Origin of the sequence: Pseudomonas sp. 8BK (assembly GCF_902506475.1) — a bacterium.
In the GTDB taxonomy this organism is placed as follows: domain Bacteria; phylum Pseudomonadota; class Gammaproteobacteria; order Pseudomonadales; family Pseudomonadaceae; genus Aquipseudomonas; species Aquipseudomonas anguilliseptica.
The window spans coordinates 386,079-408,212 of sequence record NZ_LR733252.1; the positions used below are offsets into that span (position 1 = coordinate 386,079).

Annotated in this window: 19 protein-coding genes; 7 read left to right on the forward strand and 12 right to left on the reverse strand. The window is 57.2% G+C overall.

Translation table 11 applies throughout. From position 1 onward, the window contains the following. The first annotated feature begins 28 nt into the window (after positions 1–28). From murJ to ispH, 6 genes are all read left to right on the forward strand, one after another. A complete protein-coding gene (murJ, locus tag ACIN8IBEIGE_RS01700; RefSeq protein ID WP_160013134.1) occupies positions 29–1,573 on the forward strand; it encodes a murein biosynthesis integral membrane protein MurJ in 1,545 nt (514 codons plus the stop codon). A gap of 76 nt (positions 1,574–1,649) precedes the next feature. After that, entirely contained in the window at positions 1,650–2,576 is a 927-nt protein-coding gene (gene ribF / locus ACIN8IBEIGE_RS01705) for a bifunctional riboflavin kinase/FAD synthetase (RefSeq protein WP_178124317.1), read from the forward strand. Positions 2,577–2,624: 48 nt separating this feature from the next. Beyond that, a complete protein-coding gene (gene ileS, locus ACIN8IBEIGE_RS01710; RefSeq protein ID WP_160013136.1) occupies positions 2,625–5,456 on the forward strand; it encodes an isoleucine--tRNA ligase in 2,832 nt (943 codons plus the stop codon). 7 nt (positions 5,457–5,463) lie between these two features. Further along, positions 5,464–5,970, forward strand: coding sequence for a signal peptidase II (lspA, locus tag ACIN8IBEIGE_RS01715; RefSeq protein ID WP_160016281.1), 507 nt, complete (start codon positions 5,464–5,466; stop codon positions 5,968–5,970). Continuing rightward, positions 5,967–6,404, forward strand: a complete 438-nt coding sequence (fkpB, locus tag ACIN8IBEIGE_RS01720; RefSeq protein WP_160013137.1) for an FKBP-type peptidyl-prolyl cis-trans isomerase — start codon at positions 5,967–5,969, stop codon at positions 6,402–6,404. The genes lspA and fkpB overlap by 4 nt, the downstream gene beginning before the upstream one ends. Before the next feature lie 137 nt (positions 6,405–6,541). Next, positions 6,542–7,489: a 4-hydroxy-3-methylbut-2-enyl diphosphate reductase gene (gene ispH, locus ACIN8IBEIGE_RS01725; RefSeq protein ID WP_160013138.1), complete on the forward strand. Its 948-nt coding sequence runs from the start codon at positions 6,542–6,544 to the stop codon at positions 7,487–7,489. Positions 7,490–7,544: 55 nt separating this feature from the next. Here the strand turns inward: ispH and ACIN8IBEIGE_RS01730 are convergent, their stop codons facing one another. From ACIN8IBEIGE_RS01730 to ACIN8IBEIGE_RS01765, 8 genes are all read right to left on the reverse strand, one after another. Further along, a complete protein-coding gene (locus tag ACIN8IBEIGE_RS01730) occupies positions 7,545–7,976 on the reverse strand; it encodes a type IV pilin protein (protein ID WP_160013139.1) in 432 nt (143 codons plus the stop codon). Next, a complete protein-coding gene (locus ACIN8IBEIGE_RS01735) occupies positions 7,976–12,940 on the reverse strand; it encodes a pilus assembly protein (protein ID WP_160013140.1) in 4,965 nt (1,654 codons plus the stop codon). The genes ACIN8IBEIGE_RS01730 and ACIN8IBEIGE_RS01735 overlap by 1 nt, the downstream gene beginning before the upstream one ends. Positions 12,941–12,961: 21 nt before the next feature. Continuing rightward, positions 12,962–13,294, reverse strand: coding sequence for a hypothetical protein (locus ACIN8IBEIGE_RS01740; protein ID WP_160013141.1), 333 nt, complete (start codon positions 13,292–13,294; stop codon positions 12,962–12,964). A gap of 10 nt (positions 13,295–13,304) precedes the next feature. Next, entirely contained in the window at positions 13,305–13,838 is a 534-nt protein-coding gene (locus tag ACIN8IBEIGE_RS01745; RefSeq protein WP_160013142.1) for a PilX N-terminal domain-containing pilus assembly protein, read from the reverse strand. A 10-nt stretch (positions 13,839–13,848) separates the two neighbouring features. Next, on the reverse strand, positions 13,849–14,673 hold the full coding sequence (locus ACIN8IBEIGE_RS01750; RefSeq protein ID WP_160013143.1) for a PilW family protein: 825 nt from the start codon (positions 14,671–14,673) through the stop codon (positions 13,849–13,851). After that, positions 14,670–15,233, reverse strand: a complete 564-nt coding sequence (gene pilV / locus ACIN8IBEIGE_RS01755) for a type IV pilus modification protein PilV (RefSeq protein ID WP_160013144.1) — start codon at positions 15,231–15,233, stop codon at positions 14,670–14,672. Before pilV ends, ACIN8IBEIGE_RS01750 begins: the two co-directional genes overlap by 4 nt. Before the next feature lie 14 nt (positions 15,234–15,247). After that, entirely contained in the window at positions 15,248–15,772 is a 525-nt protein-coding gene (locus tag ACIN8IBEIGE_RS20885; RefSeq protein ID WP_160013145.1) for a GspH/FimT family pseudopilin, read from the reverse strand. A 78-nt stretch (positions 15,773–15,850) separates the two neighbouring features. Further along, entirely contained in the window at positions 15,851–16,393 is a 543-nt protein-coding gene (locus ACIN8IBEIGE_RS01765; RefSeq protein WP_160013146.1) for a GspH/FimT family protein, read from the reverse strand. 105 nt (positions 16,394–16,498) lie between these two features. On the opposite strand from ACIN8IBEIGE_RS01765, the gene thiO reads away from it, so the two are divergent. Further along, positions 16,499–17,611, forward strand: a complete 1,113-nt coding sequence (gene thiO / locus ACIN8IBEIGE_RS01770) for a glycine oxidase ThiO (protein WP_372239977.1) — start codon at positions 16,499–16,501, stop codon at positions 17,609–17,611. Between the two features lie 56 nt (positions 17,612–17,667). Here thiO and ACIN8IBEIGE_RS01775 read toward each other — a convergent pair whose 3' ends face one another. The 4 genes from ACIN8IBEIGE_RS01775 to ACIN8IBEIGE_RS01790 form a co-directional block, all read right to left on the reverse strand. Further along, positions 17,668–19,005 (reverse strand): sigma-54 dependent transcriptional regulator, encoded by a 1,338-nt coding sequence (locus tag ACIN8IBEIGE_RS01775; RefSeq protein ID WP_160013148.1) that lies wholly within the window; start codon positions 19,003–19,005, stop codon positions 17,668–17,670. A gap of 2 nt (positions 19,006–19,007) precedes the next feature. Further along, complete coding sequence (locus ACIN8IBEIGE_RS01780; protein WP_160013149.1) at positions 19,008–20,597, reverse strand: PAS domain-containing sensor histidine kinase; 1,590 nt, start codon at positions 20,595–20,597, stop codon at positions 19,008–19,010. Continuing rightward, positions 20,587–20,832 carry a PP0621 family protein gene (locus tag ACIN8IBEIGE_RS01785; protein ID WP_160013150.1) on the reverse strand — a complete coding sequence of 82 codons (246 nt, stop codon included), beginning with the start codon at positions 20,830–20,832 and terminating at the stop codon, positions 20,587–20,589. The genes ACIN8IBEIGE_RS01780 and ACIN8IBEIGE_RS01785 overlap by 11 nt, the downstream gene beginning before the upstream one ends. A gap of 212 nt (positions 20,833–21,044) precedes the next feature. After that, positions 21,045–22,028 (reverse strand): outer membrane protein assembly factor BamD, encoded by a 984-nt coding sequence (locus ACIN8IBEIGE_RS01790; protein ID WP_160013151.1) that lies wholly within the window; start codon positions 22,026–22,028, stop codon positions 21,045–21,047. Positions 22,029–22,134: the final 106 nt, after the last annotated feature.

Genomic DNA, 22,134 nt, shown 5'->3' on the forward strand with positions numbered 1-22,134 from the left:
GTGCTTGTTTGCGGAGCCGGGATACTACATGAATTTGCTCAAGTCGTTGGCCGCCGTCAGCTCCATGACCATGCTTTCGCGTGTATTGGGCTTTGTGCGTGACACCATTATTGCTCGTGCCTTCGGTGCGGGCGTGGCCTCGGATGCCTTTGTAGTGGCGTTCAAGCTGCCAAACCTGCTGCGCCGTATTTTTGCCGAGGGTGCGTTTTCCCAAGCTTTTGTGCCGATTCTGGCTGAATATAAAACCCAGCAGGGCGATGAGGCAGCGCGCACGTTTCTGGCGTATGTGACGGGGCTGCTGACTCTGGTACTGGCGCTGGTCACTTTTATTGGCATTCTCGCTGCGCCCTGGATTGTCTGGGCGTCTGCCCCAGGTTTCGCCGATGAGGTGGAGCGCTTTGAGCTGACCACCGACCTGCTGCGGGTGACCTTTCCTTATATCTTGCTGATCTCCCTGTCCTCGCTGGCGGGGGCGGTGCTCAACACCTGGAACCGGTTCTCGGTGCCGGCCTTTGTGCCGACGCTGCTCAACGTCAGCATGATTGTCTTCGCCCTGTTTCTGACGCCTTACTTCGACCCGCCGATCATGGCGCTGGGCTGGGCGGTGCTGGTGGGCGGCTTGGCGCAGCTGCTGTTTCAGCTACCGCATCTGCACAAGATCGGCATGCTGGTGCTGCCCCGTCTGAACCTCAAGGACACTGGCGTGTGGCGTGTGGTGAAACAGATGGGGCCTGCGATCTTCGGGGTGTCGGTCAGCCAGATTTCGCTGATCATCAATACCATCTTCGCCTCCTTTCTGGTCGCAGGCTCCGTGTCCTGGATGTATTACGCCGATCGCTTGATGGAGTTGCCGGCTGGCGTGCTCGGTGTGGCGCTGGGCACCATTTTGCTGCCGGCCTTGTCGAAAACCCATGCAGGCGCTAGTCGCGAGGACTATTCCAGGCTGCTCGATTGGGGCTTGCGTCTTTGTTTGGTGTTGGCGCTGCCCAGTGCAGTGGCGTTGGCGATTATCTCCGAGCCGCTGATTGCCTCGCTGTTCCAGTACGGCAAGTTCACCGCTGCCGATACCTTGATGACCCAGCGCGCCTTGATTGCCTACTCGCTGGGTTTGGTTGGCATCATTCTGGTGAAAATTCTTGCGCCGGCCTTCTACGCCCAGCAGAACATCAAGACCCCGGTACGTATCGGGCTGGTGACGCTGCTGGCGACCCAGGCGATGAATGTGCTGTTTATCTTTGTAATCCCCCTGGCTCATGCCGGCTTGGCGCTGGCTATTGGTCTGGCCGCCTGTCTGAATGCTGGGTTGTTGTACTGGCAGCTGCGCAAGCGCGACATGTTCCAGCCGCAGCCGGGCTGGGCGCTGTTCCTCGGTAAGCTGTTGTTGGCGTTGCTGGCGATGGTGGGCGTGTTGCTGCTGGCCATGCAGCAGCTGCCAGCCTGGGCGGACGGCGCCATGCTCTGGCGTTTGCTGCGCTTGGGTGGGTTGGTTGGTGTGGGCATGTTGGCCTATTTGGCCGTGTTGGCGCTGCTGGGCTTTCGCTTGCGGGACTTCGTCCGGCGCAGTGCGCTCTGAAGGCAGCTGATTTGCCGCCTGTTGTCCGCTGCCCGGTGTGCGTATAATCGGCCACTTTATGAGCAAGAAGCGCGTTATGCAGCTGGTTCGAGGCCTACACAACTTGCGGCCCCAGCATCGGGGCTGTGTCGCCACTATCGGTAATTTCGACGGCGTCCATCGTGGTCATCAGGCCATCTTGGCGCGTTTGCGTGAGCGTTCCGCCGAGCTTGGTGTGCCCAGTTGCGTGTTGATTTTCGAGCCGCAGCCGCGTGAGTTTTTTGCCCCTGATGTAGCGCCGGCACGCCTGGCCCGCTTGCGCGACAAGCTGGCGTTGTTGGCTGCCGAAGGCGTCGATCGGGTGCTGTGTCTGAGCTTCAACCGCCGCCTGCGTGAGCTGAGCGCCTCCGAGTTCGTGCATCGCGTGTTGGTTGAAGGCCTGGGTGTGCAGCATCTGGAAGTGGGCGATGACTTTCGCTTCGGCTGTGACCGCGCCGGTGACTTCGCCTTTCTGGCCGAGGCCGGTGAGCGTGAAGGCTTCAGCGTCGAGGCTGCCAGCACGGTTGAACTGGACGGTATTCGCGTCAGCAGTACGCGGGTGCGTGAAGCCCTTGATGCCGGTGATTTCGCCCTGGCGCAGCACCTGCTTGGGCGGCCTTTCCAGATCGCCGGACGGGTGTTGCATGGGCAGAAGCTGGGCCGTCAGCTGAATGCGCCGACTGCCAATGTGCAGCTCAAGCGCAAGCGGGTGCCGCTCAAGGGCGTGTACCTGGTCAGCACCGAGATTGACGGCCAAGTCTGGCCAGGTGTGGCCAACATTGGTGTGCGCCCGAGTGTGGCCGGTGATGGCCGCGCTCATCTGGAAGTGCATTTGCTGGACTTTGCCGGTGATTTATATGGCCGGCGTTTGACGGTGGCTTTCCACCACAAGCTGCGCGATGAGCAGCGTTTCGCCTCCCTTGAGGCATTGAAGACGGCTATTGCTGCCGATATTGCTGCCGCCCGTGCCCATTGGCGCGTTTAAGCCCCCGGTTTCAACTGCTGGGTGCCAATCGCTTACGAAGAGCCTGAGATGACCGACTACAAAGCCACGCTGAATCTGCCTGACACCCAATTTCCGATGAAAGCCGGCCTGCCGCAGCGCGAGCCGCAGATTCTGCAGCGCTGGAACGAGATTGGCCTGTATCAGAAGCTGCGCGCGCAAGGCGAAGGCCGGCCGAAGTTCGTGCTGCACGACGGCCCGCCCTATGCCAACGGCAGCATCCATATTGGTCATGCGGTCAACAAGATCCTCAAGGACATCATCACCCGTTCCAAGACCCTGGCCGGCTTCGACGCCCCCTATGTGCCGGGCTGGGACTGTCACGGTCTGCCGATCGAGCACAAGGTGGAAACCACCTTCGGCAAGAATCAGCCATCCGACCTGACCCGCGAACGCTGCCGCACCTATGCCGGCGAGCAGATCGAAGGGCAGAAAGCCGACTTCGTTCGCCTCGGTGTACTGGGCGACTGGGACAACCCGTACAAGACCATGGACTTTGCCAACGAGGCCGGCGAGATCCGTGCGCTGGCCGAAATGGTCAAACAGGGTTTTGTGTTCAAGGGCCTGAAGCCGGTCAACTGGTGCTTCGATTGCGGTTCGGCGTTGGCTGAGGCCGAAGTCGAGTATCAGGACAAGAAGTCCGACGCCATCGACGTCGCTTTCCTGGTTGAAGACGCCGACAAGCTGGCCGCCGCGTTTGGCCTGGCCAGTTTGCCGAAGCCGGCTTCCATCGTGATCTGGACCACCACGCCGTGGACCATTCCGGCCAACCAGGCGCTTAACGTCCACCCTGAATTTACCTATGCGCTGGTCGATACCGGCGAGCGTCTGCTGCTGCTGGCTGAAGAGCTGGTGGAAGGCTGCCTGGCCCGTTATGGCCTGCAGGGCGAAGTGATCGCCAGCGCGCCAGGTGCGGCGCTGGAGTTGATCCGCTTCCGTCATCCGTTCTATGAGCGCTTTGCTCCGGTCTATCTGGCTGAGTACGTTGAGCTGGGTGCCGGCACTGGCGTGGTGCACTCGGCACCGGCCTATGGTGAGGACGACTTCCGTTCCTGCAAAGGCTACGGCATGAGCAACGACGACATCCTCAGCCCGGTGCAGAGCAATGGCGTGTATGTCAGCGATCTGCCGTTCTTTGGCGGCCAGTTTATCTGGAAGGCCAACCCGGCCATCGTCGCCAAGCTGGAGGAGGTCGGCGCGCTGCTCAAGCACGAAGCCATCCAGCACAGCTACATGCATTGCTGGCGCCACAAGACCCCACTGATCTACCGCGCCACCGCGCAGTGGTTCGTCGGCATGGACAAGCAGCCTAATGAGGGCGGCACCCTGCGTGAGCGCGCGCTGGCAGCCATCGAGCAAACTCAGTTCGTCCCTGCTTGGGGTCAGGCGCGTCTGCACAGCATGATTGCCGGGCGTCCGGACTGGTGCATCTCGCGTCAGCGCAACTGGGGTGTGCCAATCCCGTTCTTCCTGCACAAGGCCACGGGTGAGCTGCATCCGCGTAGTGCCGAGCTGATGGAAGAGGTGGCCAAGCGTGTCGAGCAAGAGGGCATCGAAGCCTGGTTCAAGCTGGATGCTGCTGAGCTGCTCGGCGATGAAGCCGTCGACTACGACAAGATCAGTGACACCCTGGACGTCTGGTTCGACTCCGGCACCACTCACTGGCACGTGCTGCGCGGCTCGCACAACCTCGGCCATGCCAGCGGCCCGCGTGCCGACCTGTATCTGGAAGGCTCCGACCAGCACCGTGGCTGGTTCCATTCCTCGCTGCTGACGGGCGCAGCCATCGACGGCCACGCGCCGTACAAAGAGCTGCTGACCCACGGTTTTGTGGTCGATGAGAACGGCCGCAAGATGTCCAAATCCCTGGGCAATGTGGTCGCCCCGCAGGAAGTGAATGACAGCCTGGGCGCCGACATCCTGCGCCTGTGGGTGTCGTCCACCGACTACTCCGGCGAGATGGCGGTGTCCAAGGTCATCCTGCAGCGCAGCGCCGATTCCTACCGGCGTATCCGCAACACCGCACGCTTCCTGCTCTCCAATCTCAGCGGCTTCGACCCGGCGCAGCACCTGCTGCCGGCGGAAGACATGCTGGTGCTGGACCGTTGGGCAGTGGATCGCGCCTTGCTGCTGCAGCGCGAAATTGAGGAGGCCTACGACAGCTACCGCTTCTGGAACGTTTACCAGAAGGTGCACAACTTCTGCGTGCAGGAGTTGGGCGGCTTCTACCTCGACATCATCAAGGACCGTCAGTACACCACCGCCGCCGACAGCGTGGCGCGTCGCTCCTGCCAGACCGCGCTGTTCCATATCGCCGAAGCCCTGGTGCGCTGGATCGCTCCGGTGCTGTCGTTCACCGCCGATGAGCTGTGGGAATACCTGCCGGGTGCGCGTAACGAGTCGGTGATGCTCAATGGCTGGTATCAAGGCCTGAGTGAACTGCCTGAGGGCTTCGAGCTGGATCGTGCGTTCTGGGAGCGCGTGATGGCGGTCAAGGTCGCGGTAAACAAGGAGATGGAAAACCTGCGCGCAGCCAAGGCCATTGGCGGCAACCTGCAGGCTGAAGTGACCCTGTACGCTGAAGACAGCCTGATCGCCGATCTGAACAAGCTCGGTAACGAACTGCGCTTTGTGCTGATCACCTCCACCGCCAGCCTGGCGCCGCTCGCCAGCGCGCCAAGCGATGCCGTGGAAACCGAAGTCGCCGGGCTCAAGCTGAAAGTGTTGAAGTCCGGTCACGCCAAGTGCGGCCGTTGCTGGCATCACCGCGAGGACGTTGGGGTGAACCCCGCGCATCCGGAAATCTGTGGTCGTTGCGTGGACAATATCGAAGGCGCAGGTGAGGTTCGTCACTATGCGTGATAACGGAATGCCTAACGCCAGTCGTTTCGGGCGTTTGGCCTGGTTGTGGCTGAGCCTGCTGGTGTTTGTAGTCGATCAGGCGAGCAAGTTCTGGTTCGACAACAACCTGAGCATGTACCAGCAGATCGTGATCATCCCCGACTACTTCAGCTGGACCCTGGCTTACAACACCGGTGCGGCATTCAGCTTCCTGGCCGATGCCGCCGGCTGGCAGCGCTGGTTCTTCGCCGCAATTGCCGTGGTGGTCAGCGCAGTGCTGGTGGTTTGGCTCAAACGCCTCAAGCCAGATGAAACCTGGCTGGCGATGGCTTTGGCGTTAGTTCTGGGTGGCGCCCTGGGCAATCTGGTGGATCGCGTGGTGTTTGGCCACGTGGTCGACTTTATCCTGCTGCACTGGCATCAGCAGTGGTACTTCCCGGCCTTCAATGTGGCCGATATGGCGATTACCGGCGGTGCCATCCTGCTGGCGCTGGATATGTTCAAAAGTGAAAAGTCCGGAGAAACAGGCAAATGACTGACGTGCGTATCGGTCCGGACAGGGAAGTGACCCTGCATTTCGCCCTCAAGCTGGACAACGGCGATGTAGTGGACAGTACCTTCGATAAAAAGCCTGCCACCTTCAAGGTCGGCGACGGCAACCTGCTACCAGGTTTTGAGCAAGCCATTTATGGTTTGAAAGCGGGCGACAAGCGCAGTCTGTCGATCAGTCCAGAGCAGGGCTTCGGTCAGGGTAATCCGCAGAATATTCAGGTCATGCCGCGCAGCCAGTTTCAGGATATGGAGCTGTCGGAAGGCCTGCTGGTGATCTTCAACGACGCTGCCAATGCTGAGTTGCCGGGCGTGGTCAAAGCCTTTGACGATAACCAGGTAACTATCGACTTCAACCACCCGCTGGCCGGCAAAGCGCTGAGCTTTGACGTGGAGATTATTGAGGTCAAAGCGCTCTAAGGCCTAGCTCGTTCCTGTGGGGGCGGCTTTCGTCTTGCTTGATCCTCGCGATCACGGCGGCTTATACAGATTGCTTTCCCAGTGCGTGCGGCCGCGCCGTACACTAGCCCGCAAGGTCTTCCGTCGAGATATTCGCCATGCATATTAAACTCGCCAATCCCCGTGGCTTCTGTGCCGGTGTCGACCGCGCCATTGAAATCGTCAACCGCGCGCTGGAAGTCTTCGGGCCACCCATCTATGTGCGCCATGAAGTGGTGCACAACAAGTTTGTGGTCGAAGACCTGCGTTCGCGCGGCGCCGTATTTGTCGAAGAGCTGGATCAGATTCCTGATGACGTTATCGTTATCTTCAGCGCCCACGGCGTCTCCCAGGCTGTGCGTAACGAGGCCGAACGCCGTGGTCTGAAGATCTTCGACGCCACCTGCCCGCTGGTCACCAAAGTGCATATGGAAGTGGTGCGCTACAGCCGCGAAGGGCGCGAATGCATATTGATCGGCCATGAAGGCCACCCAGAAGTAGAAGGCACCATGGGTCAGTACGACGCCAGCAACGGCGGCACCATCTATCTGGTTGAGGACGAAGCGGATGTCGCCGAACTACAGGTGCGCAATCCCGAAGCCTTAGCCTTTGTCACCCAGACCACCCTGTCGATGGACGATACCAGCAAAGTCATCGACGCCCTGCGCGCCAAATTTCCCGCCATCGGCGGCCCGCGCAAAGACGACATCTGCTACGCCACCCAGAACCGCCAGGATGCCGTTAAACAGCTCGCCGCCGAGTGCGATGTGTTGCTGGTTGTCGGTAGCCCCAACAGCTCCAACTCCAACCGCCTGCGCGAACTGGCCGAACGCATGGGTACCCCAGCCTACTTGATCGATGGTGCAGAAGACCTCAAGCAAGAGTGGTTTGCGGGTGTGGCGGGTATTGGGATTACCGCAGGTGCATCAGCCCCTGAAGTGCTGGTGCAGAGCGTTATTCAGCAGTTAAGTGAGTGGGGCGCAACAGGTGCGCAAGAGTTGCAGGGGCGGCCGGAGAATGTAACGTTCTCGATGCCGAAGGAGTTGCGGGTTATTGCGCGCCAGTAAACTATTGCTGTAACTGGCAGGAAATAAAAAGGCCGGGATTCCCGGCCTTTTGTGCTTACCAGCACGTCGCAACTGTACCCGTTCCGCTTTTATCTTTTGTGCCGCGGCTGTCTATGGTGAGGTTGCCGCATTCATTATCTTGCAGTTGTGGACCAACACGGGTCGCGGTCAATATGACGCAGCGTGCAATAGTACTGTTGGCACATGCCGCAGCCTGAATGGTGTAGCGTCCTTCTGCTGATGGCACGGAAGCATTTGCTGCTACACCATAAGCCAGCCCACCGGCCCCCAGATTCGTGGTGTAGGTTTGGTTCTGTGAGTAGAACCGCTCCTGAGCCTGGATGATTTCCATCATTTTTGCTTGCCCGTCTGCCCGCCCAGTGCGTAAGACATAGTTTTGATAACTTGGGTAGGCGATAGCTGCCAGAATGGCAACTATCGCGACCACAATCATCAGCTCAATAAGGCTAAAGCCTTTTTCCTTCATTAATTTTCTCTCCAATATGTTGCTTTGACGGCATCACCTGAGCGGCATGCTTCTACACCCTCAACGCATTCGTTGGTCAAAATCTCGGTGCCAGTGAGAATTGTAGGTGCGCCTTCAGAGAGGATAACCGAAGGGGTTGGCGGAATGCCTGCGCGCTTCAGATCAAAGCTGCGTACTGGGGTTTTCGTGCCGTCTGGAGCTGTTTCGGTGAAGAGTGCACTGGCATCCAATAGGCTCATGGCATAAGTACGGCCTCGCCCTACATCCGAGCCACAAGTGGCAACAGTGTTCGAGTTGCGCGGTGCAAAGGTACTGAAGAACAGTGCGCCACGGAAGGATATAGAGGTTGAGAGTACCTTTTCTCCTCTAGGGAGGCGCAGATAGAACCCTTTACTGGCCGCAAGTAGATTGACATTCGGTGTGTAGCTATTGCCGGGAGTCAATTTGCTGTATTCGACGTTTATGGCATTGCGCAGATATGGCAGGCCGGTCGCGGTGTTCGATGCGTTGGCGAGCGCTGCATCGATCAAGTATTGATATGCATCGAAGAACGTTGGCTCCGCTGGTGCTAGCTGGGCTTGCAGTGCAGCCAATTGTGTAGCCGAGAGCAATGCACTGGCTGGGTTATAAGCAGTTGCGGCAAGTGCATCCGCCTCAAGCTGTAATGCCGCACCGCTTGCCTTGAAAGCATCACGCTGGCTGGCCAAGCCTGCTACCAGTGCCGCAGTTGTGGTCTCATTATCTGCTTTAGTTTTTAAGGCTGCGGCATTGGCAGCTTCGGCGCGAGCTAACAGCTGGCTGACCGTTAGGTTACCTGCCGCCGGCAAGTCAATAAAGTCGGCGTCGGCAACCAAGATGTCCAAGGCAGCTTGCAGCGCTAGGGCTACATCAGTTGGGTCTGGCAGTGCCAGTGCCGCTTTCACTGCATCTATCAGTGCAGTGGCTTTGGCCGGAGAACCTGTGTTGAGGTTGGTGCGAGTTGCGACTGCATTTAGCGCTGCATAATCAGTGCGAGCAGCCGTCAGTGCGTCCTCCAGCGCAGGCAGGTTATTGGCATCAAAGTTTGGGTCTGCCTTGGCTGCCAGAAGGTCAGCTTCCAGTGTCTGTATCTGGGCGAAAGAGTTATCAACCGAGATTTGCAGCTGAACCAGTCGGTCATACTGTTCAGTGAAACGACTGAGCTGAGCCGATATCGCACTTGCATCAGCATCATTTTTTACTGCAGTTGCGTGCGCTTGGGTTGCGGCGTCACGCGCTGCCTGTGCGGTGTCGCGGGCGGCCAGTTTAGTAGCAGCATCAAGTGCTGATGCTGTCGCTACAGACTGTGCCGCATCTGCCGTAGCACGCAAACCTGCTGCCGTGGCGGCCGTGTTGGCTGCTTGTGTGTTAGCGGCTGCCAGGTCATTAGCTGCAGTTGTCGCGGTATTGGCTGTTGAGACTACTAATGCGTCGGCAGTTGTTTTGGCAGTTGTTGCGTCAGCGGCGGCAGTAGTTGCTGTGGCAAATGCGGCTTGTGCTACGTCATCCGCAGCTGTTGCAGCCGTCAGCGCAGTTGCCGCGGTAGCTTCTACGGCTTGTGCATCCGTTAGTGCTGTTGCTGCAGTATTAAGGTCTACTTGTGCTGCGTCTCGTATTGCCTCAAAGCCGGGATCACCAGGGTTATTGTCGACGTCGGTTTGAGCCGCATCAAGAGCCGCCTGCGCAGCTGTTACATCATTTTGTTTATTAGTAACGTCGGTTTGAGCGTTGGTGAGGTCTGTGGCCGCATTGGCTTTGGTGGTGGCGGTGGTCGCCGCATCTGCTGTAGCTGTTGCCAGAGCTGCATCTGCTGCTGTCTTTGCAGCATCCGCTGCTGTTGCTGCAATCACGGCGTCTGCAGCAGCCTGATCGGCATTGGTTTTGGTAATTAATGCAGCATCTGCAGTGGCTTGGTCTGCTGCTGCCGTTGTTTCGGCAGCTACTGCATCCGCTTCAGCTGTTGCAGCAGCTGCTGCATCATTGTCGGCAGTGACTTGAGCCGGGTTGTAAGCTGCGATGGCGGCAGTCAATGCGGTCTCTGCCGCAAGGCGCTCACCATCCAGAATGCCAACATCGCCTGCATCTGCTTGGCCTTGAATATTCAAGCGCAACTGCTCAAGTTCGCTCAGTGTTTGCTGTGCCAGTTTCAGGCTGTCCTGCAGAGTGCTTTGGTGGCGTGTATTGCTTACATGTTCAAGCAGGTAAGGGTCATTGCCGAGAATCTCATCGATTTCGCGTTGCTTGTCATTGGCGTCACTTAACGCTTGTATTGCTGCGTTTTGTTTGGCTGTATGGCCGATACCGGCTTTGTAGCTGGCAAAGTTTTCTTGAGCGGTGCTCAGCGCTAGGTTCAGCGAGGCCATAAGTCCTTCAAGCTTGGCAATCTCCGCAAGAATGGCTGCTGATTCGGTGTCGCTGAGGTTAACCCCGCTTACGTTGATCAGGTCACTTTCTACGATAGTGGTATAGGTAGTGGGTTTACTGAAGACATTGCTGTCGCGCAACACGTAGAAGCGATCATCCGTCTCGGTATTAAGCGGGCTTTCACGGAAACCTGAACCAATTGATATGGTGAAATAAGTTTTACCGCCGCGCTCGCGGATCAAGGCTACGTCTGGGGAGTTGAAGAAGCGTCTGTTGTCAGCCGCAGTTGCTCCGGCAAGGCTGGCAATCCGTCCACCAGTAGCCAGTGATGTGAGGCTGGTATTGGCGTTGTTGATATCAAAGCGGAATACCTGGCCGCGTAGGTCTGAGACATAAATGATGTCGGCTAAGCCGTCGCCACTAATATCCACGATAGTTGGGTCCGCCGGCATGCTGTTGGTCATGTTGGCAACATTCAGCGTCGCGCTGCTGTCGCCGGTGTTGCCGGCGCGCCAGAGAAGTTTTCCGGTTTCAGCATCTGCAATAAACAGACTATTACCAATACTGTCATTTTTCGGGGCGTTAGTGCCTATGTTGTCTTGCTCTTTGTCATAGCCGCCGCTAAAGATTAGTACCTTGGTTTTAGTGCCGTTGATCTTGATGTCGGCCAGCTTTGGCGCAGAGAAAGTCAGCCCCAGTTTTTCAAAACCTGGAGTGGGTGTTGCGGAGTATGCACCTTTAATCAGCCACTTGAGGGCGGGGGCGTCAATATTGGTTACGTCGAGTGAGTAATAGTTGCTGCCGCCACGCCGCATACCTGCATAGAGATAGGCTTTGTTGAGTGTCCGTTTTTTGTTGGCGATATCGTCTGCTGTTGGCGTGCGGTACTCAGTCCAGAGGTTGATCTGGCCATCCATGCCATATTTCTTATTGGATGAGCCTTTTGCATCGCTCAGATAATTTCCGGGGTTACCCAGCAGCTCTTTGGGGATAAATGCAAACTTCTCGTCACCGGTTGTAGGATCTATCGCGTGGATAAAACCTTCGTTGGAGCCGAAGAACATAAATAGTTTTTCGGTTGAGGTCGCAGGCGAATTATTTACTCGCTCAAGGTCTTCATCAGTTACATAAGCAACCAGCTTTGGTTCGTTGTGTAGGACGTCAGCAATAGCAAGTCGGTTTGTTCCATCAGTTTTCTTTCCGCGTGCCCAGTTAATAAAGTTGGTGCGTAATGTGGTGGTGCTGGCCCCTAGCATTGCTTGCGTTACCGCTGTATTGCCGGTGATCAGGCGATGCGCAGCAATATCAAGGGCTTGAGAACCTGTAACGCCTGCGCTGGCGCTTGGCGTTCTGTCAGCTGCTGTCCAGGTAAATATTTTTCGGGTATCGGGGTTGAGTAGGCGGCCGGCCACACCACCTTTGGCCACATCACTGCCATCTTCCACGGACCAAAAGCTGGAGGCGCTGTTTCTGAAGAAGCCAGTAGTGTCGTCAATAGCGGCGTTGCCATTTTTGTCGACAATCAAAGGGTTGCCGCTTCCATCCTTGGACAGTTTGTAGCGCTTCACGTTACCTGGCCAGTTTGCGCCTTCTGCAGGACGGAACAGGGCGTAATAAAGGTCGTTACGGAAACCCAGGTTGTTGAATGCACTTACCGCAACGCTAGGCGTGGCGAAGGAGGTGTTTTCGGCGCTGATATCTTGAACGATGGCTTTAAGTGCGTCAGTTAGACCAGATACGTCGCCTGTGGTGTAGTACTTGCCGCCCCCCGCCTCAGCGGCGTTTTTCAGCAGTGCAAGGTTTACGGAGAAGCCAATGAAATGTGACGTCACTGACTGCTTACGGTTGGTTGGATCATCGAATGGCGCGGGTGCCGGAAACAGGTCCTGATTAGCCATGTATTCAGCTAAATGGGGTAGGCATTGACCGTTGCCTGAACCGCAGCTAGATGCTGGGTAAAGAGTATTCTTGTTGGTAACAAGGGTTTTAACTGCTGCATTGGAGCCTTGGTCGACAGTAGGCTCGCCATCAGTTAGATAGATGATATGTGACTGCTGGCAGCTGTGCTCGATTGGTGATTTATAGGTCTCGCCATTGCGTGAGGCCTTAACGCTCTTGTCGCCCCAGAATCTGTTTTGTCCGGTCATATAGAGGTATGACTCGTAGTAGGTTTCCAGCAGCGGTGTATTCCCACTTGCAGGGATGGTGTCTACTACGTCTTTCATTGTTTGTGCATTTGTTGTTGTCAGGCGTTGGACGGGACTGAGTACATAGCCGCCGTCACTGCCGTCATAACGCATAAAGCCGACGTTGACATCTTCCTTGGCCTTCAATTGGTCGATTAGATTTTTTACCACGTCACGCATTACTTGGTTTCGGTTTTTGCCTCCAGAGTTGGCTACGCCGCTGCCCATTGAGCCGGAAGAGTCAAGCACAAACATGATGTTTGGACGAACTTGCTGGTCGGCAGGCAAATCTTTGGGTACGTATATTTCGGTGTCGTCAGCCATTGCTGTTTGCAATGTCAATAGGCTATAGACAAAGGCGCTGGCACCAAGTGCGAGTGGTTTAAGGTTTTTCATGTTTATTCTCCCGTGCGCCAATCAATAAGCCGTGAATCTGATGACTTTAGTGGGTTCTTTATTGGTCACGGTAATGAGGCCGGTCCAGTCCACTTTATTGCCGATCTCATTGATCGGGCGCGGTTGTTCATTGATGTAGAGTTCTGTGTGTGGGCCAAAACTCATAGTTTCTGGTGCACATTCGGCGCAACGGTAAACAATTGCGCGGCCCAGTATTTCGCCAGATGGGCTCCAGTTGACCATGAACTTTTCTGCTTCAATAACAACCAGCAATACTTCATCGCTTTGTTCTTCGGCATGAGCGGTTAGGGTTAAAAGCATGCCGGCAAGTAAGTAGATGATCAGATTTTTCATGCTTATAACCTCATTTGTTATTCTGGAAACTTAGCCCTTGGGATTGGGAAGAGAAACTTCCCCCTGCAGTCTCGGCGCGAGCAGACATTTCAAAGCGGACACAGACGAATTTCTCTGCGCTGGACCCGTCATCACAAGGGCCTTCTTGCACATAGCGCACGTTGTTTGAAGCGATATTGTCGCCGGTTGCATTCATTTTTGGAGTCAGTGCTTGAACTTCTCGTGCTGTTGCGGGGAGTGACTTCAGGCTTGGGTCAGCAAGAAGTGCGGCGGCATCGCGAGCTGCGACATTTTTTCCCATTGCAACAAGTAATGGGGCGCGGTTGGCTAAGTTAGTATTGAAAGCCAGAAGCTGTGCGCGAATTTCACTTTGAGCTTGTTGAAAAACCTGGTTGCGGAACTGAGTGTTACTGGCCATGCGCTCCTCAAATGTTGAAAAACGCATTGCAGTTACGCCTGCGACGGTCAGTACCAGCAAAAATACCAGCGCCACAATCAAGGTCGCACCCTGTTGCACGCGCTTTGGAACATTAAGTCGACGCATTTGGGTAGCCTCAGTCGGTATTTTTGAGCTGAATCGTTGTGGTGAAGATTTGCCGAGCCCGATTATCTGCAATCGCAAGTGGTGCCGCGTCAAGAAGGGCAAAGTTGCGGTTCGCGGGTGCAGGCGTCAGGTTATCGACTGAGTTGGCCAGTACAGCGATGCGCACCGCACGCACCTTGTTCCAGTCGGTAACACGATCAGCCGATACGTACTGGTTTGCGCTGCGCGAGTCCCCTGCAGTGGTAATGCCGTAAAGGATTTGCAGGCTATCAACCCCGGAAATGAGTTCTTGCGCGGCAGGACCTGAGGTCCAACCATCGGGGTTTGTTCCGTTAAATTTGTATGCGCGGCAGCCAAGCGCTGCTGGTTGAGTTCCTGTTGCGGGAATAATTTCGAAATGGTTGATGATCAGTACATCATCATCGGCAATTGTGTTGCCGAGGCAGTCACGTCGGGCACCATCAGTAACGCTAGGTTGCATGACGAAACCGACACTGTCGGATCCGCTGCCTGCGCCCTGGGTTGTGCAGAGTGTCGTTGGAATAGTGCCGGGCAGTCCTGCGCATGCGGGGCGAACTAGTGGCAGAGGTTTTCCTGACATGTAGATCGGCTCAACATAACCTGCCTGGCGTGCGCTACGGGCAATAAACTCCAAGGCAAAGCGCCCGTTTTCCTGCATGCGCCCCATGGCTTCATTGGCAGAATAGGTCTGGCGGCTTGAGAGGAATACCTGAATGACGCCAGTCATTAGTAATAGGCCTAATGCCAATGCAACCATTAGTTCAACAATGGAGAGGCCGATTTGCAGCCGCCGTAGCTGAGTAGGCCTGATCATCGTTGTATCCTCATTGCAGTAGTTTGCGAGTTCTGGTCAGCAGTGCCTTTTGCGTTATCGGCTTTGCCAAGCCAGAAACCCTGCAGAGTCAGAACATTACCGTTGTTTGCAATGGATACACTGGCACCTCCAGTTGGTGCGTTGATGAAATCGCGGCTGGTGAAGCGGGCATTGATTGTGTTGTAAGTGGCAATGGCGGAATAGCTGCATCGGGATTCCCAGTGATCAAATGCTGCCATTTCAGATGCGCTGCATTGTGCGGCGGCGACTTTTGCCGACGTGGCCGGGTTGTAAAAGTCAGCACAACGCTTTGCTGGTAGGGCGGTGCAGTCGGGGGCAGTTTCATAGGCAGCTGCAGTGCCTTCGGGGTTAGCCCTGATTCGCTCAGCAATATCTTGAAGTAGCCAAGTAGTCTGTGAGCGTTGTGCGCTATCGCTAGACCCTTGCAGTGCGTTGAGTTGCAAGGCTGCAAGGCCGAGCATGCCAACGGTGAATACCAATAAGGTGACCAGCACCTCAATCATAGAGCTGCCAGCTTCATTTTTAGACGCAAGAAGCATGTTGGTTTTCCTTGTTAGCATGAGGCGTCGCGTGTGATTTTGGTCAGACTTGCGCGACCTTGACGGGTGACACTGACACAGCGCGCATCAGTGCTCGTTGCTTTAAGGTTGGCTGAAGTTATGTTGAACGGGTTGCTGCCACAGAGTGAACAGGTGCCGTCACGCTGAAATGTCAGGCGTGGTGATGTCGCCAGGAATGCGCTGGTGATAGTTACGCCGGTAGATGCTGAAAAGTCGCGAAGGCGATCTGGGTCGTCACAATTGCTCATTGCGTCGGTACCACTGGCCAGACCAACGCACCAGCCATCACTCCAGCCGGTAGCGGAATTTGTGGCCGGCAGGATAACGACTTCTCTATTTTGTTTAACCGCTTCGGATCTGGCAAAAGCCAATGCCAGCATTATTTCGCTGGCTTGTCCGCTAACGCGCTGGCGTACTGCAAAATCGCTCATGGCTGGCGCCGCCAAGCCAACGATAATGCCTAGAATGGCGATGGCGATCATCAGCTCGATGAGGGTGAACCCTTTGACTCTTGGCATGACAGCTCTCTTGGGGAAACTTTCATCGTCATAGTCTTCAGATGAGTCTGTCTACTCAAGTGCGGTGTGATAGCTGGTTCAATTGTCCGGTTGAGTGGTCTTTCCGTCTTTGCAGGCTTGGGTTGTAAGCTCCGAGCGTGTACGGCCTTGTTTATTGATCACTAGCTTTACGGTTTCCTTATGCTGAGGGAGGCACAGGGTGAATGTGCCGTTGCTGACGAATGTGACCCCTACTGGGCTGAAGTGGATGGAATTGGTGGGTTTCATGCCTTTCCAGGCCAGAATGAGGTTGGGGTGAAGGTCAACTCTGGAAAACTCCAGCTCAGTTAAGTCAAGTTGACGATTGCCATTGTGATCTGTGAAGGCGCTAATACTGCCCGTCCAGTCTTGTTTGCAGATGCCTGTCTCCGTTAGTGCGCATAGGGTTATGCGTGTTCGCGAGATGAGAGCGTCATGGCGGGCGCGTCGGATCAGTAGGTGTAGGCTGCTCTGAGAATCGTAAAGACGCTGTTTGTTGAGCATCGCTTGAGTGTGTGTTGCGCCGATACTAAGTATCGAGATGATGGCTAGGGTGTACAAGATTTCAGCAATCGATAATCCATATGCGGCTTTTGGGTTCATCCTGAACACCTGAAGAGTCGTTTGAGTGGTTAAGTGTGGTTTTTGGCAGTTAATGTGCCTGTAGCCTTTGGTGTGTTGTGTTGTAGGTGATTGGAGTCAGATTGAGTGAGCGTGAGTCGGGTCGTAGTTGTAGGTGCTGGGGTCATTGGCTTGTTGTCGGCTCTGCGTCTAGCGAATGTTGGATTCCATGTTTCTGTTCTAGATGTTGCTGAACAGGTGGGGCGCGAGTCTTCTTGGGCCGGTGGTGGGATTGTCTCGCCGCTTTATCCTTGGCGCTACAGCCCGGCGGTAACGGCTTTGGCGCATTGGTCGCAGGATTTTTATCCGCGGTTGGGTGAGCAGTTACTGGCGCAGACGAAGATTGATCCGGAGGTGTATGTCACTGGGTTGTATTGGCTTGATCTTGAGGACGAAGCCGAAGCGCTCGCCTGGGCGCAGCGTGAGGGGCGGCCGCTGCAGCGTGAAGATGTCGCGGTGGTAGAGAGAGCGGTGCCTGCGTTGGCTAAAGGCTTTGAGCGGGCGGTGCAGATGGCGGATGTGGCGAATGTGCGTAATCCGCGCTTGGTCAAAGCGCTGCGCGCTGCGTTGCAGCAGATGCCGAATGTCACCTTGCATGAGCGCTGTGTGGTGAGTGGGTTTATTCGCGAGGGTGGGCGTGTTACGGGTGTGCATACGGCACAAGGTGATATGCATGCCGATCAGGTGGTGCTTGCGGCCGGAGCCTGGAGTGGGGAGTTGATGAAAACCCTTGGCATCGAGTTGCCGGTTGCGCCGGTCAAGGGGCAGATGATTCTGTACAAGTGTGCCGAAGACTTTCTCCCAGCCATTGTGCTGGCCAAAGGTCGTTATGCGATTCCGCGGCGTGACGGCCATATTCTGATTGGCAGCACCCTTGAGCATGCTGGGTTCGACAAAACTCCGACCGACGAGGCGCTGGCCAGCTTAAAGGCTTCTGCTGTTGAATTGTTGCCGGCGCTGGCAGGTGCCGAGGTGGTGGGGCATTGGGCGGGGCTGCGGCCTGGTTCGCCTGAGGGCATTCCGTTTATTGGGCCGGTGCCGGGGCATGAAGGCTTGTGGTTGAACTGCGGGCATTATCGTAATGGGCTGGTGCTGGCGCCGGCGTCGTGCCAGTTGCTGGCGGATCTGATGCTGGGGCGTGAGCCAATTGTGGATCCGGCACCTTATGCGCCTGCTGGGCGGTTGGCTTCGACGGGGTGAGCATTCCAGTGAGCGGGGGGCTCGGCTAAACCCCTCGCCCGCAGTTGATGCGCGCTTTAGTCTATGCCGAGCTTCTTTAGTCGATAGCGCATTGAACGGAAGCTAAGGCCCAGGCGTTGCGCAGCTGCGGTGCGGTTCCAGCGGGTTTCTTCCAGGGCTTGCATGATCAGTTTGCGTTCGATGGCTTCCAGGTAGTCTTCTAGGTTATCGATTTGCGCGAGGTTGGCTTCGCCGTTTTCGCTGATCGGCACGCTGTCTGCCAGGCGCAGGTCGCTACTGGTGATGCGGTCGTCTTCGCACAGGGTGTAGGCGCGCTCGAGCATGTTCTCCAGTTCGCGCACGTTGCCCGGAAAGCGGTAGCTTTTGAGCTTCTCCAGCGCGTCGTCATCCAGCTTGGCTGGGCTGAGACCAGTGCCGTCGGCCAGGCGTTTGAGCATGATCTCGGCCAGCAGGGCGATGTCTTCGCGGCGTTCGCGCAGGGCGGGCACGCGTAGTTCGATGACGTTGAGGCGGTAGTACAAGTCCTGGCGGAAGCGCCCCGCCGCGACTTCGCCGGCCAGATCCTTGTGAGTGGCGCAGAGGATGCGTACATCGACAATCAGCTCCTGTTGGCCTCCGACGGCGCGTACAGCTTTTTCCTGAATCGCGCGTAGCAATTTAACTTGCATCGGCAATGGCAGGTCGGCGACCTCATCAAGGAACAGGGTGCCGCCGTTGGCCGCTTGAAACAGGCCTTGCTTGTCTTCGATGGCGCCCGTAAAGCTGCCCTTCTTGTGGCCGAAGAACTCGCTTTCCATTAGTTCGGTGGGGATGGCACCGCAGTTGACCGGGATAAAGGGTTGCTCGCCGCGCGAGCCTTGCTCGTGGATCAGTCGTGCGACCAACTCCTTGCCGCTGCCGGATTCGCCGCTGATATACACCGGGGCTTGGCTGCGGGCGAGCTTGAGAATCTGTTTGCGCATGGCTTTCATCGGCGGTGAGTCGCCGAGCAGGCGGCTGTCTACCGGCAGCTCTTCGCCATCGGCGCTGCGCAGGCGCAAGGCGGCGGCGACCAGTTCACGCAGGCGGCCGAGATCCACCGGCTTGGTAAGAAAGTCGAATGCGCCAGCTTTCAAGGCGTTGATTGCGGTGTCCAGGCTGCCATAAGCGGTGATCATCGCCACGGGTACTTGCGGGTGGCGCAGCAGAATATGTTGCACCAGCTCCAGGCCGGTGCCGTCCGGCAGGCGCATGTCGGTAAGGCACAGGTCGAAGGGTTCTTTGGCCAGCCACTCGCGGGCTTCCTTGACGTTGCGTGCGCTGCGGGTATCGAGCTTCATACGTCCCAGAGTGATTTCCAGGAGTTCGCGAATATCGGGTTCGTCATCGACGATCAAGGCTCTCTGGCGGGTCATGGTCAGCTCAGTTTGCGCGGGTGGGCGAAGGTGATACGCAGGCAGCTGCCGCCACCTTCACGAAGTTTATAGTCGAGGCGAGCCTGGTTGCTTTCGCACAGCTCGCGGGAAATATACAGGCCCAGGCCGGTGCCCTTGTTTTCCGTGGTGTAGAAGGGCTCGAACAGATGGTGCAGCTGTTCTTCGGATACGCCGGGGCCGTCGTCCAGCACTTCGAGTACCGGCAGCTCGCTCTCCGGGTCGCGGAACAGCTTCAGCCAGACCTGGCCGTGCCTGTTTTTCTGCGCGCTGTAGCGCAGGCCGTTTTCCACCAGGTTGCTCAGTACTTGGGTGAGCTGGTGTGGGTCCATGCGTGTTTGAATGCTGCCGCTGCTGGTTTCCAGGTGCAGCGTCTGACCGGGGGCGGCGCTGCTGCGGAACTCGCTGGCGAAGCGGTGTAACCAGTACTTCAGGTCGAGCAGTTGTGGTTCGGCCTGGCGCCGGCGCGACAGTTGCAGAACGTTCTCGATCACCAGGTTCATCCGCCGCGAGTGATCCTGAATGATCTGCGCCAGGCGTAGGTCCGGGCCTTCCAGTTCTTCCGACTCCTGCAGCAGTTGTGCGGCGTGGCTGATTGCCCCCAGCGGGTTGCGAATCTCGTGGGCGATACCGGCTGTCAAGCGGCCCAGTGAGGCAAGCTTGAGCTGTTGCGCCTGCTGCGCGATCTGCGAGATGTCATCGAGGAAGACCAGCGTGTGCTTATGCTCGCCGCGTTGCAGGGCTATAAAGCTTGGCTGCAGTACTCGGCCGTCGGGTGCCGCTTGTAGGCTGGCGGGGCGCAGGCTGGGGTTGTGCGACCATTGCTGCATGCGCTTGATCAGCTCGGGGCAGTGCGGGTCGAGGATCTTGCCGGTCAGATCGGCATGCCCCAGCAGGTGGTTGGCGCCCTGGTTGGCCAGTAGTACGCGGTGTAATTCATCCAGCACCAGAATGCCGGTGCGCATACGTTGCAGGATCAGTGCGTTGAGTGCTTCCAGATTGGCCACGTCGGCAGCGCGTTGCTCGGCCAGGCTTTCGCTAACTTGCAGGCGGCGAGTCAGCCCCTGCACAAACAGTGCGGCGGCAAAGCACAGCGCGCCAAGTGCGCCGGCTTGCACGTATTGTGCGGCAGCGGCCGGGCGACTGAGGCTGAGGTAGAAGGTCAGGTAGATCATGCCTGTTGCGGCGACTGCGGCAATCAGTAGGCCGATACGTCCGCGCAACAGGATATTGGCGATCGCCACTGCAACAATCAGCAGGTTGCCGATGCCGCTGGGTGTGCCGCCGGCGGCATAGAACAGGCCGGAGAGCAGAATCACGTCGACCATGGCCAGGCTGAATACCTGCGCCAGACGCTTGGGGCGGCGTACGGTGGCGATGATCAGGACGTTGAGTGCCAGATACAGCCAGCTGCCATTGCGAAACAGCGTCGGGTGCATCATGTCCAGCAGCTGGGCGTCGAGGTCGCTGGAAATCAGCAGCGCCAGGGTAATGCCGATAACCAGGCGGTATAGGTGATAGAGCCGCAGGATTCGCCAGCTTTGCTCCCCGCTCAGGGAGAAATCAGCGTTCACCGGATTGTGGGCCTTGTTCTAGGTGTGCCTGGCTGCAGAACCACTGTTCGCCCTTTGCCAATGCATGGTCGCGCGGTACATGGGTGCCGCAATGCTCGCAGCGCACCATGGGCGTTGGAGCTGCGCTGGTGTTGCGCTCTTCGGTGCGTGGGGCTGCTGGCCGAGTAAAGCGTCGCCATAGCCAGAAGGCTGCTGCGATGATGGCAATCCAGAACAGTAAGCGGAACAGGCCCATGGCGCTCTCTTTCTATCGGTAAGCGGGCAGTTTAGCTAACCCGTTTGTGTGCGCCCAGCGTTGAAGCGGTGCGCGGAGTGTTGTTTTTCTAAGCATGGGGCTAAAGCGGCGCCTAGTGTTTGGCTGTAAGCATGCGTGCGGTTGCAGGTTTGGCCATCAGGCCAATAAAAAGGGAGGCATTGAGCCTCCCTTGTTTAATTGCGTTGGTCGACTTAGTCGAACAGACCGAAAGTCATATAGCTAAACCAGGAGCGACTTGGCTTATTCTCGCTGGTGCCGGTCTTGAGTTCGTCCGGAATCTGCTCTTCGGCATCTTCGTACTGGCGAATCACGTCCTGGCTGGCGCGGGTTTCGCCCGGCGGCAGCGGGGTGTCGGTTTCGATCAGGCCCAGCGTGGCCTTGGCCAGCCAGGAACGGCTGTCTGCCTCTTCTTCGCGTGGGACGAACTGACCGTCGACCAGGCTTGGATGGTCTGGATAGTTGAGCTTGAGGGTTTCCAGGCTGGTGGCTGCCAGGTCGTCCAAGGTCAGGCGCTGGTAGGCTTCGGTCATTACTGCCAGGCCATCGCCGACTGCTGGGGTTTCCTGGAAGTTTTCCACCACGTAACGACCACGGTTGGCGGCTGCCACGTAGGCGTTGCGGGTCAGGTAGTAGTGCGCCACATGGATCTCGTAGGCGGCCAGCAGGTTGCGCAGGTAGATCATGCGCTGCTTGGCGTCTGGTGCGTAGCGGCTGGTAGGGAAGCGGCTGGTGAGCTGGGCGAACTCGTTGTACGAGTCGCGGGCGGCGCCTGGGTCGCGCTTGGTCATGTCCAGCGGGACGAAGCGCGCGATCAGGCCACGGTCCTGGTCAAACGACGCGAGGCCCTTGAGGTAGTAAGCGTAATCGACGTTGGCGTGCTGCGGGTGCAGGCGGATAAAGCGATCGGCCGCGGACTTGGCAGCTTCAGGCTCGACGTTCTTGTAGTAGGCGTAGATCAGCTCCAGCTGCGCTTGCTCGGCATAACGGCCGAACGGATAGCGCGACTCCAGTGCCTTGAGCTTGGCGACGGCGCTGGTGTAGCTACTATTATCCAGGTCGGCCTGTGCCTGCTGGTAGAGTTCGGTCTCGCTCAGATTTTCGTCGACCACCGGCTTCGATGAGCAGGCGGCAGTGAGGGCGAGGATTGCGATCAGCAGCAGGTGTTTCACTTGCATGGCGGCTTGCGTCCCTGTGACGGCGGCTGTCTTGAGCAAAGCCGTCCTGTTATGATGAGCGCCCCCGGTACCCCTGGGGCAAAGACGCCGTATTTAACCACAAGCG

Bases quoted from the DNA above. Each gene is read 5' to 3' on its own strand.
- murJ (WP_160013134.1), top strand. From the start codon at position 29: ATGAATTTGCTCAAGTCGTTGGCCGCCGTCAGCTCCATGACCATGCTT.
- ribF (WP_178124317.1), top strand. From the start codon at position 1,650: ATGCAGCTGGTTCGAGGCCTACACAACTTGCGGCCCCAGCATCGGGGC.
- ileS (WP_160013136.1), top strand. From the start codon at position 2,625: ATGACCGACTACAAAGCCACGCTGAATCTGCCTGACACCCAATTTCCG.
- lspA (WP_160016281.1), top strand. From the start codon at position 5,464: ATGCCTAACGCCAGTCGTTTCGGGCGTTTGGCCTGGTTGTGGCTGAGC.
- fkpB (WP_160013137.1), top strand. From the start codon at position 5,967: ATGACTGACGTGCGTATCGGTCCGGACAGGGAAGTGACCCTGCATTTC.
- ispH (WP_160013138.1), top strand. From the start codon at position 6,542: ATGCATATTAAACTCGCCAATCCCCGTGGCTTCTGTGCCGGTGTCGAC.
- ACIN8IBEIGE_RS01730 (WP_160013139.1), bottom strand. From the start codon at position 7,976: ATGAAGGAAAAAGGCTTTAGCCTTATTGAGCTGATGATTGTGGTCGCG.
- ACIN8IBEIGE_RS01735 (WP_160013140.1), bottom strand. From the start codon at position 12,940: ATGAAAAACCTTAAACCACTCGCACTTGGTGCCAGCGCCTTTGTCTAT.
- ACIN8IBEIGE_RS01740 (WP_160013141.1), bottom strand. From the start codon at position 13,294: ATGAAAAATCTGATCATCTACTTACTTGCCGGCATGCTTTTAACCCTA.
- ACIN8IBEIGE_RS01745 (WP_160013142.1), bottom strand. From the start codon at position 13,838: ATGCGTCGACTTAATGTTCCAAAGCGCGTGCAACAGGGTGCGACCTTG.
- ACIN8IBEIGE_RS01750 (WP_160013143.1), bottom strand. From the start codon at position 14,673: ATGATCAGGCCTACTCAGCTACGGCGGCTGCAAATCGGCCTCTCCATT.
- pilV (WP_160013144.1), bottom strand. From the start codon at position 15,233: ATGCTTCTTGCGTCTAAAAATGAAGCTGGCAGCTCTATGATTGAGGTG.
- ACIN8IBEIGE_RS20885 (WP_160013145.1), bottom strand. From the start codon at position 15,772: ATGCCAAGAGTCAAAGGGTTCACCCTCATCGAGCTGATGATCGCCATC.
- ACIN8IBEIGE_RS01765 (WP_160013146.1), bottom strand. From the start codon at position 16,393: ATGAACCCAAAAGCCGCATATGGATTATCGATTGCTGAAATCTTGTAC.
- ACIN8IBEIGE_RS01775 (WP_160013148.1), bottom strand. From the start codon at position 19,005: ATGACCCGCCAGAGAGCCTTGATCGTCGATGACGAACCCGATATTCGC.
- ACIN8IBEIGE_RS01785 (WP_160013150.1), bottom strand. From the start codon at position 20,832: ATGGGCCTGTTCCGCTTACTGTTCTGGATTGCCATCATCGCAGCAGCC.
- ACIN8IBEIGE_RS01790 (WP_160013151.1), bottom strand. From the start codon at position 22,028: ATGCAAGTGAAACACCTGCTGCTGATCGCAATCCTCGCCCTCACTGCC.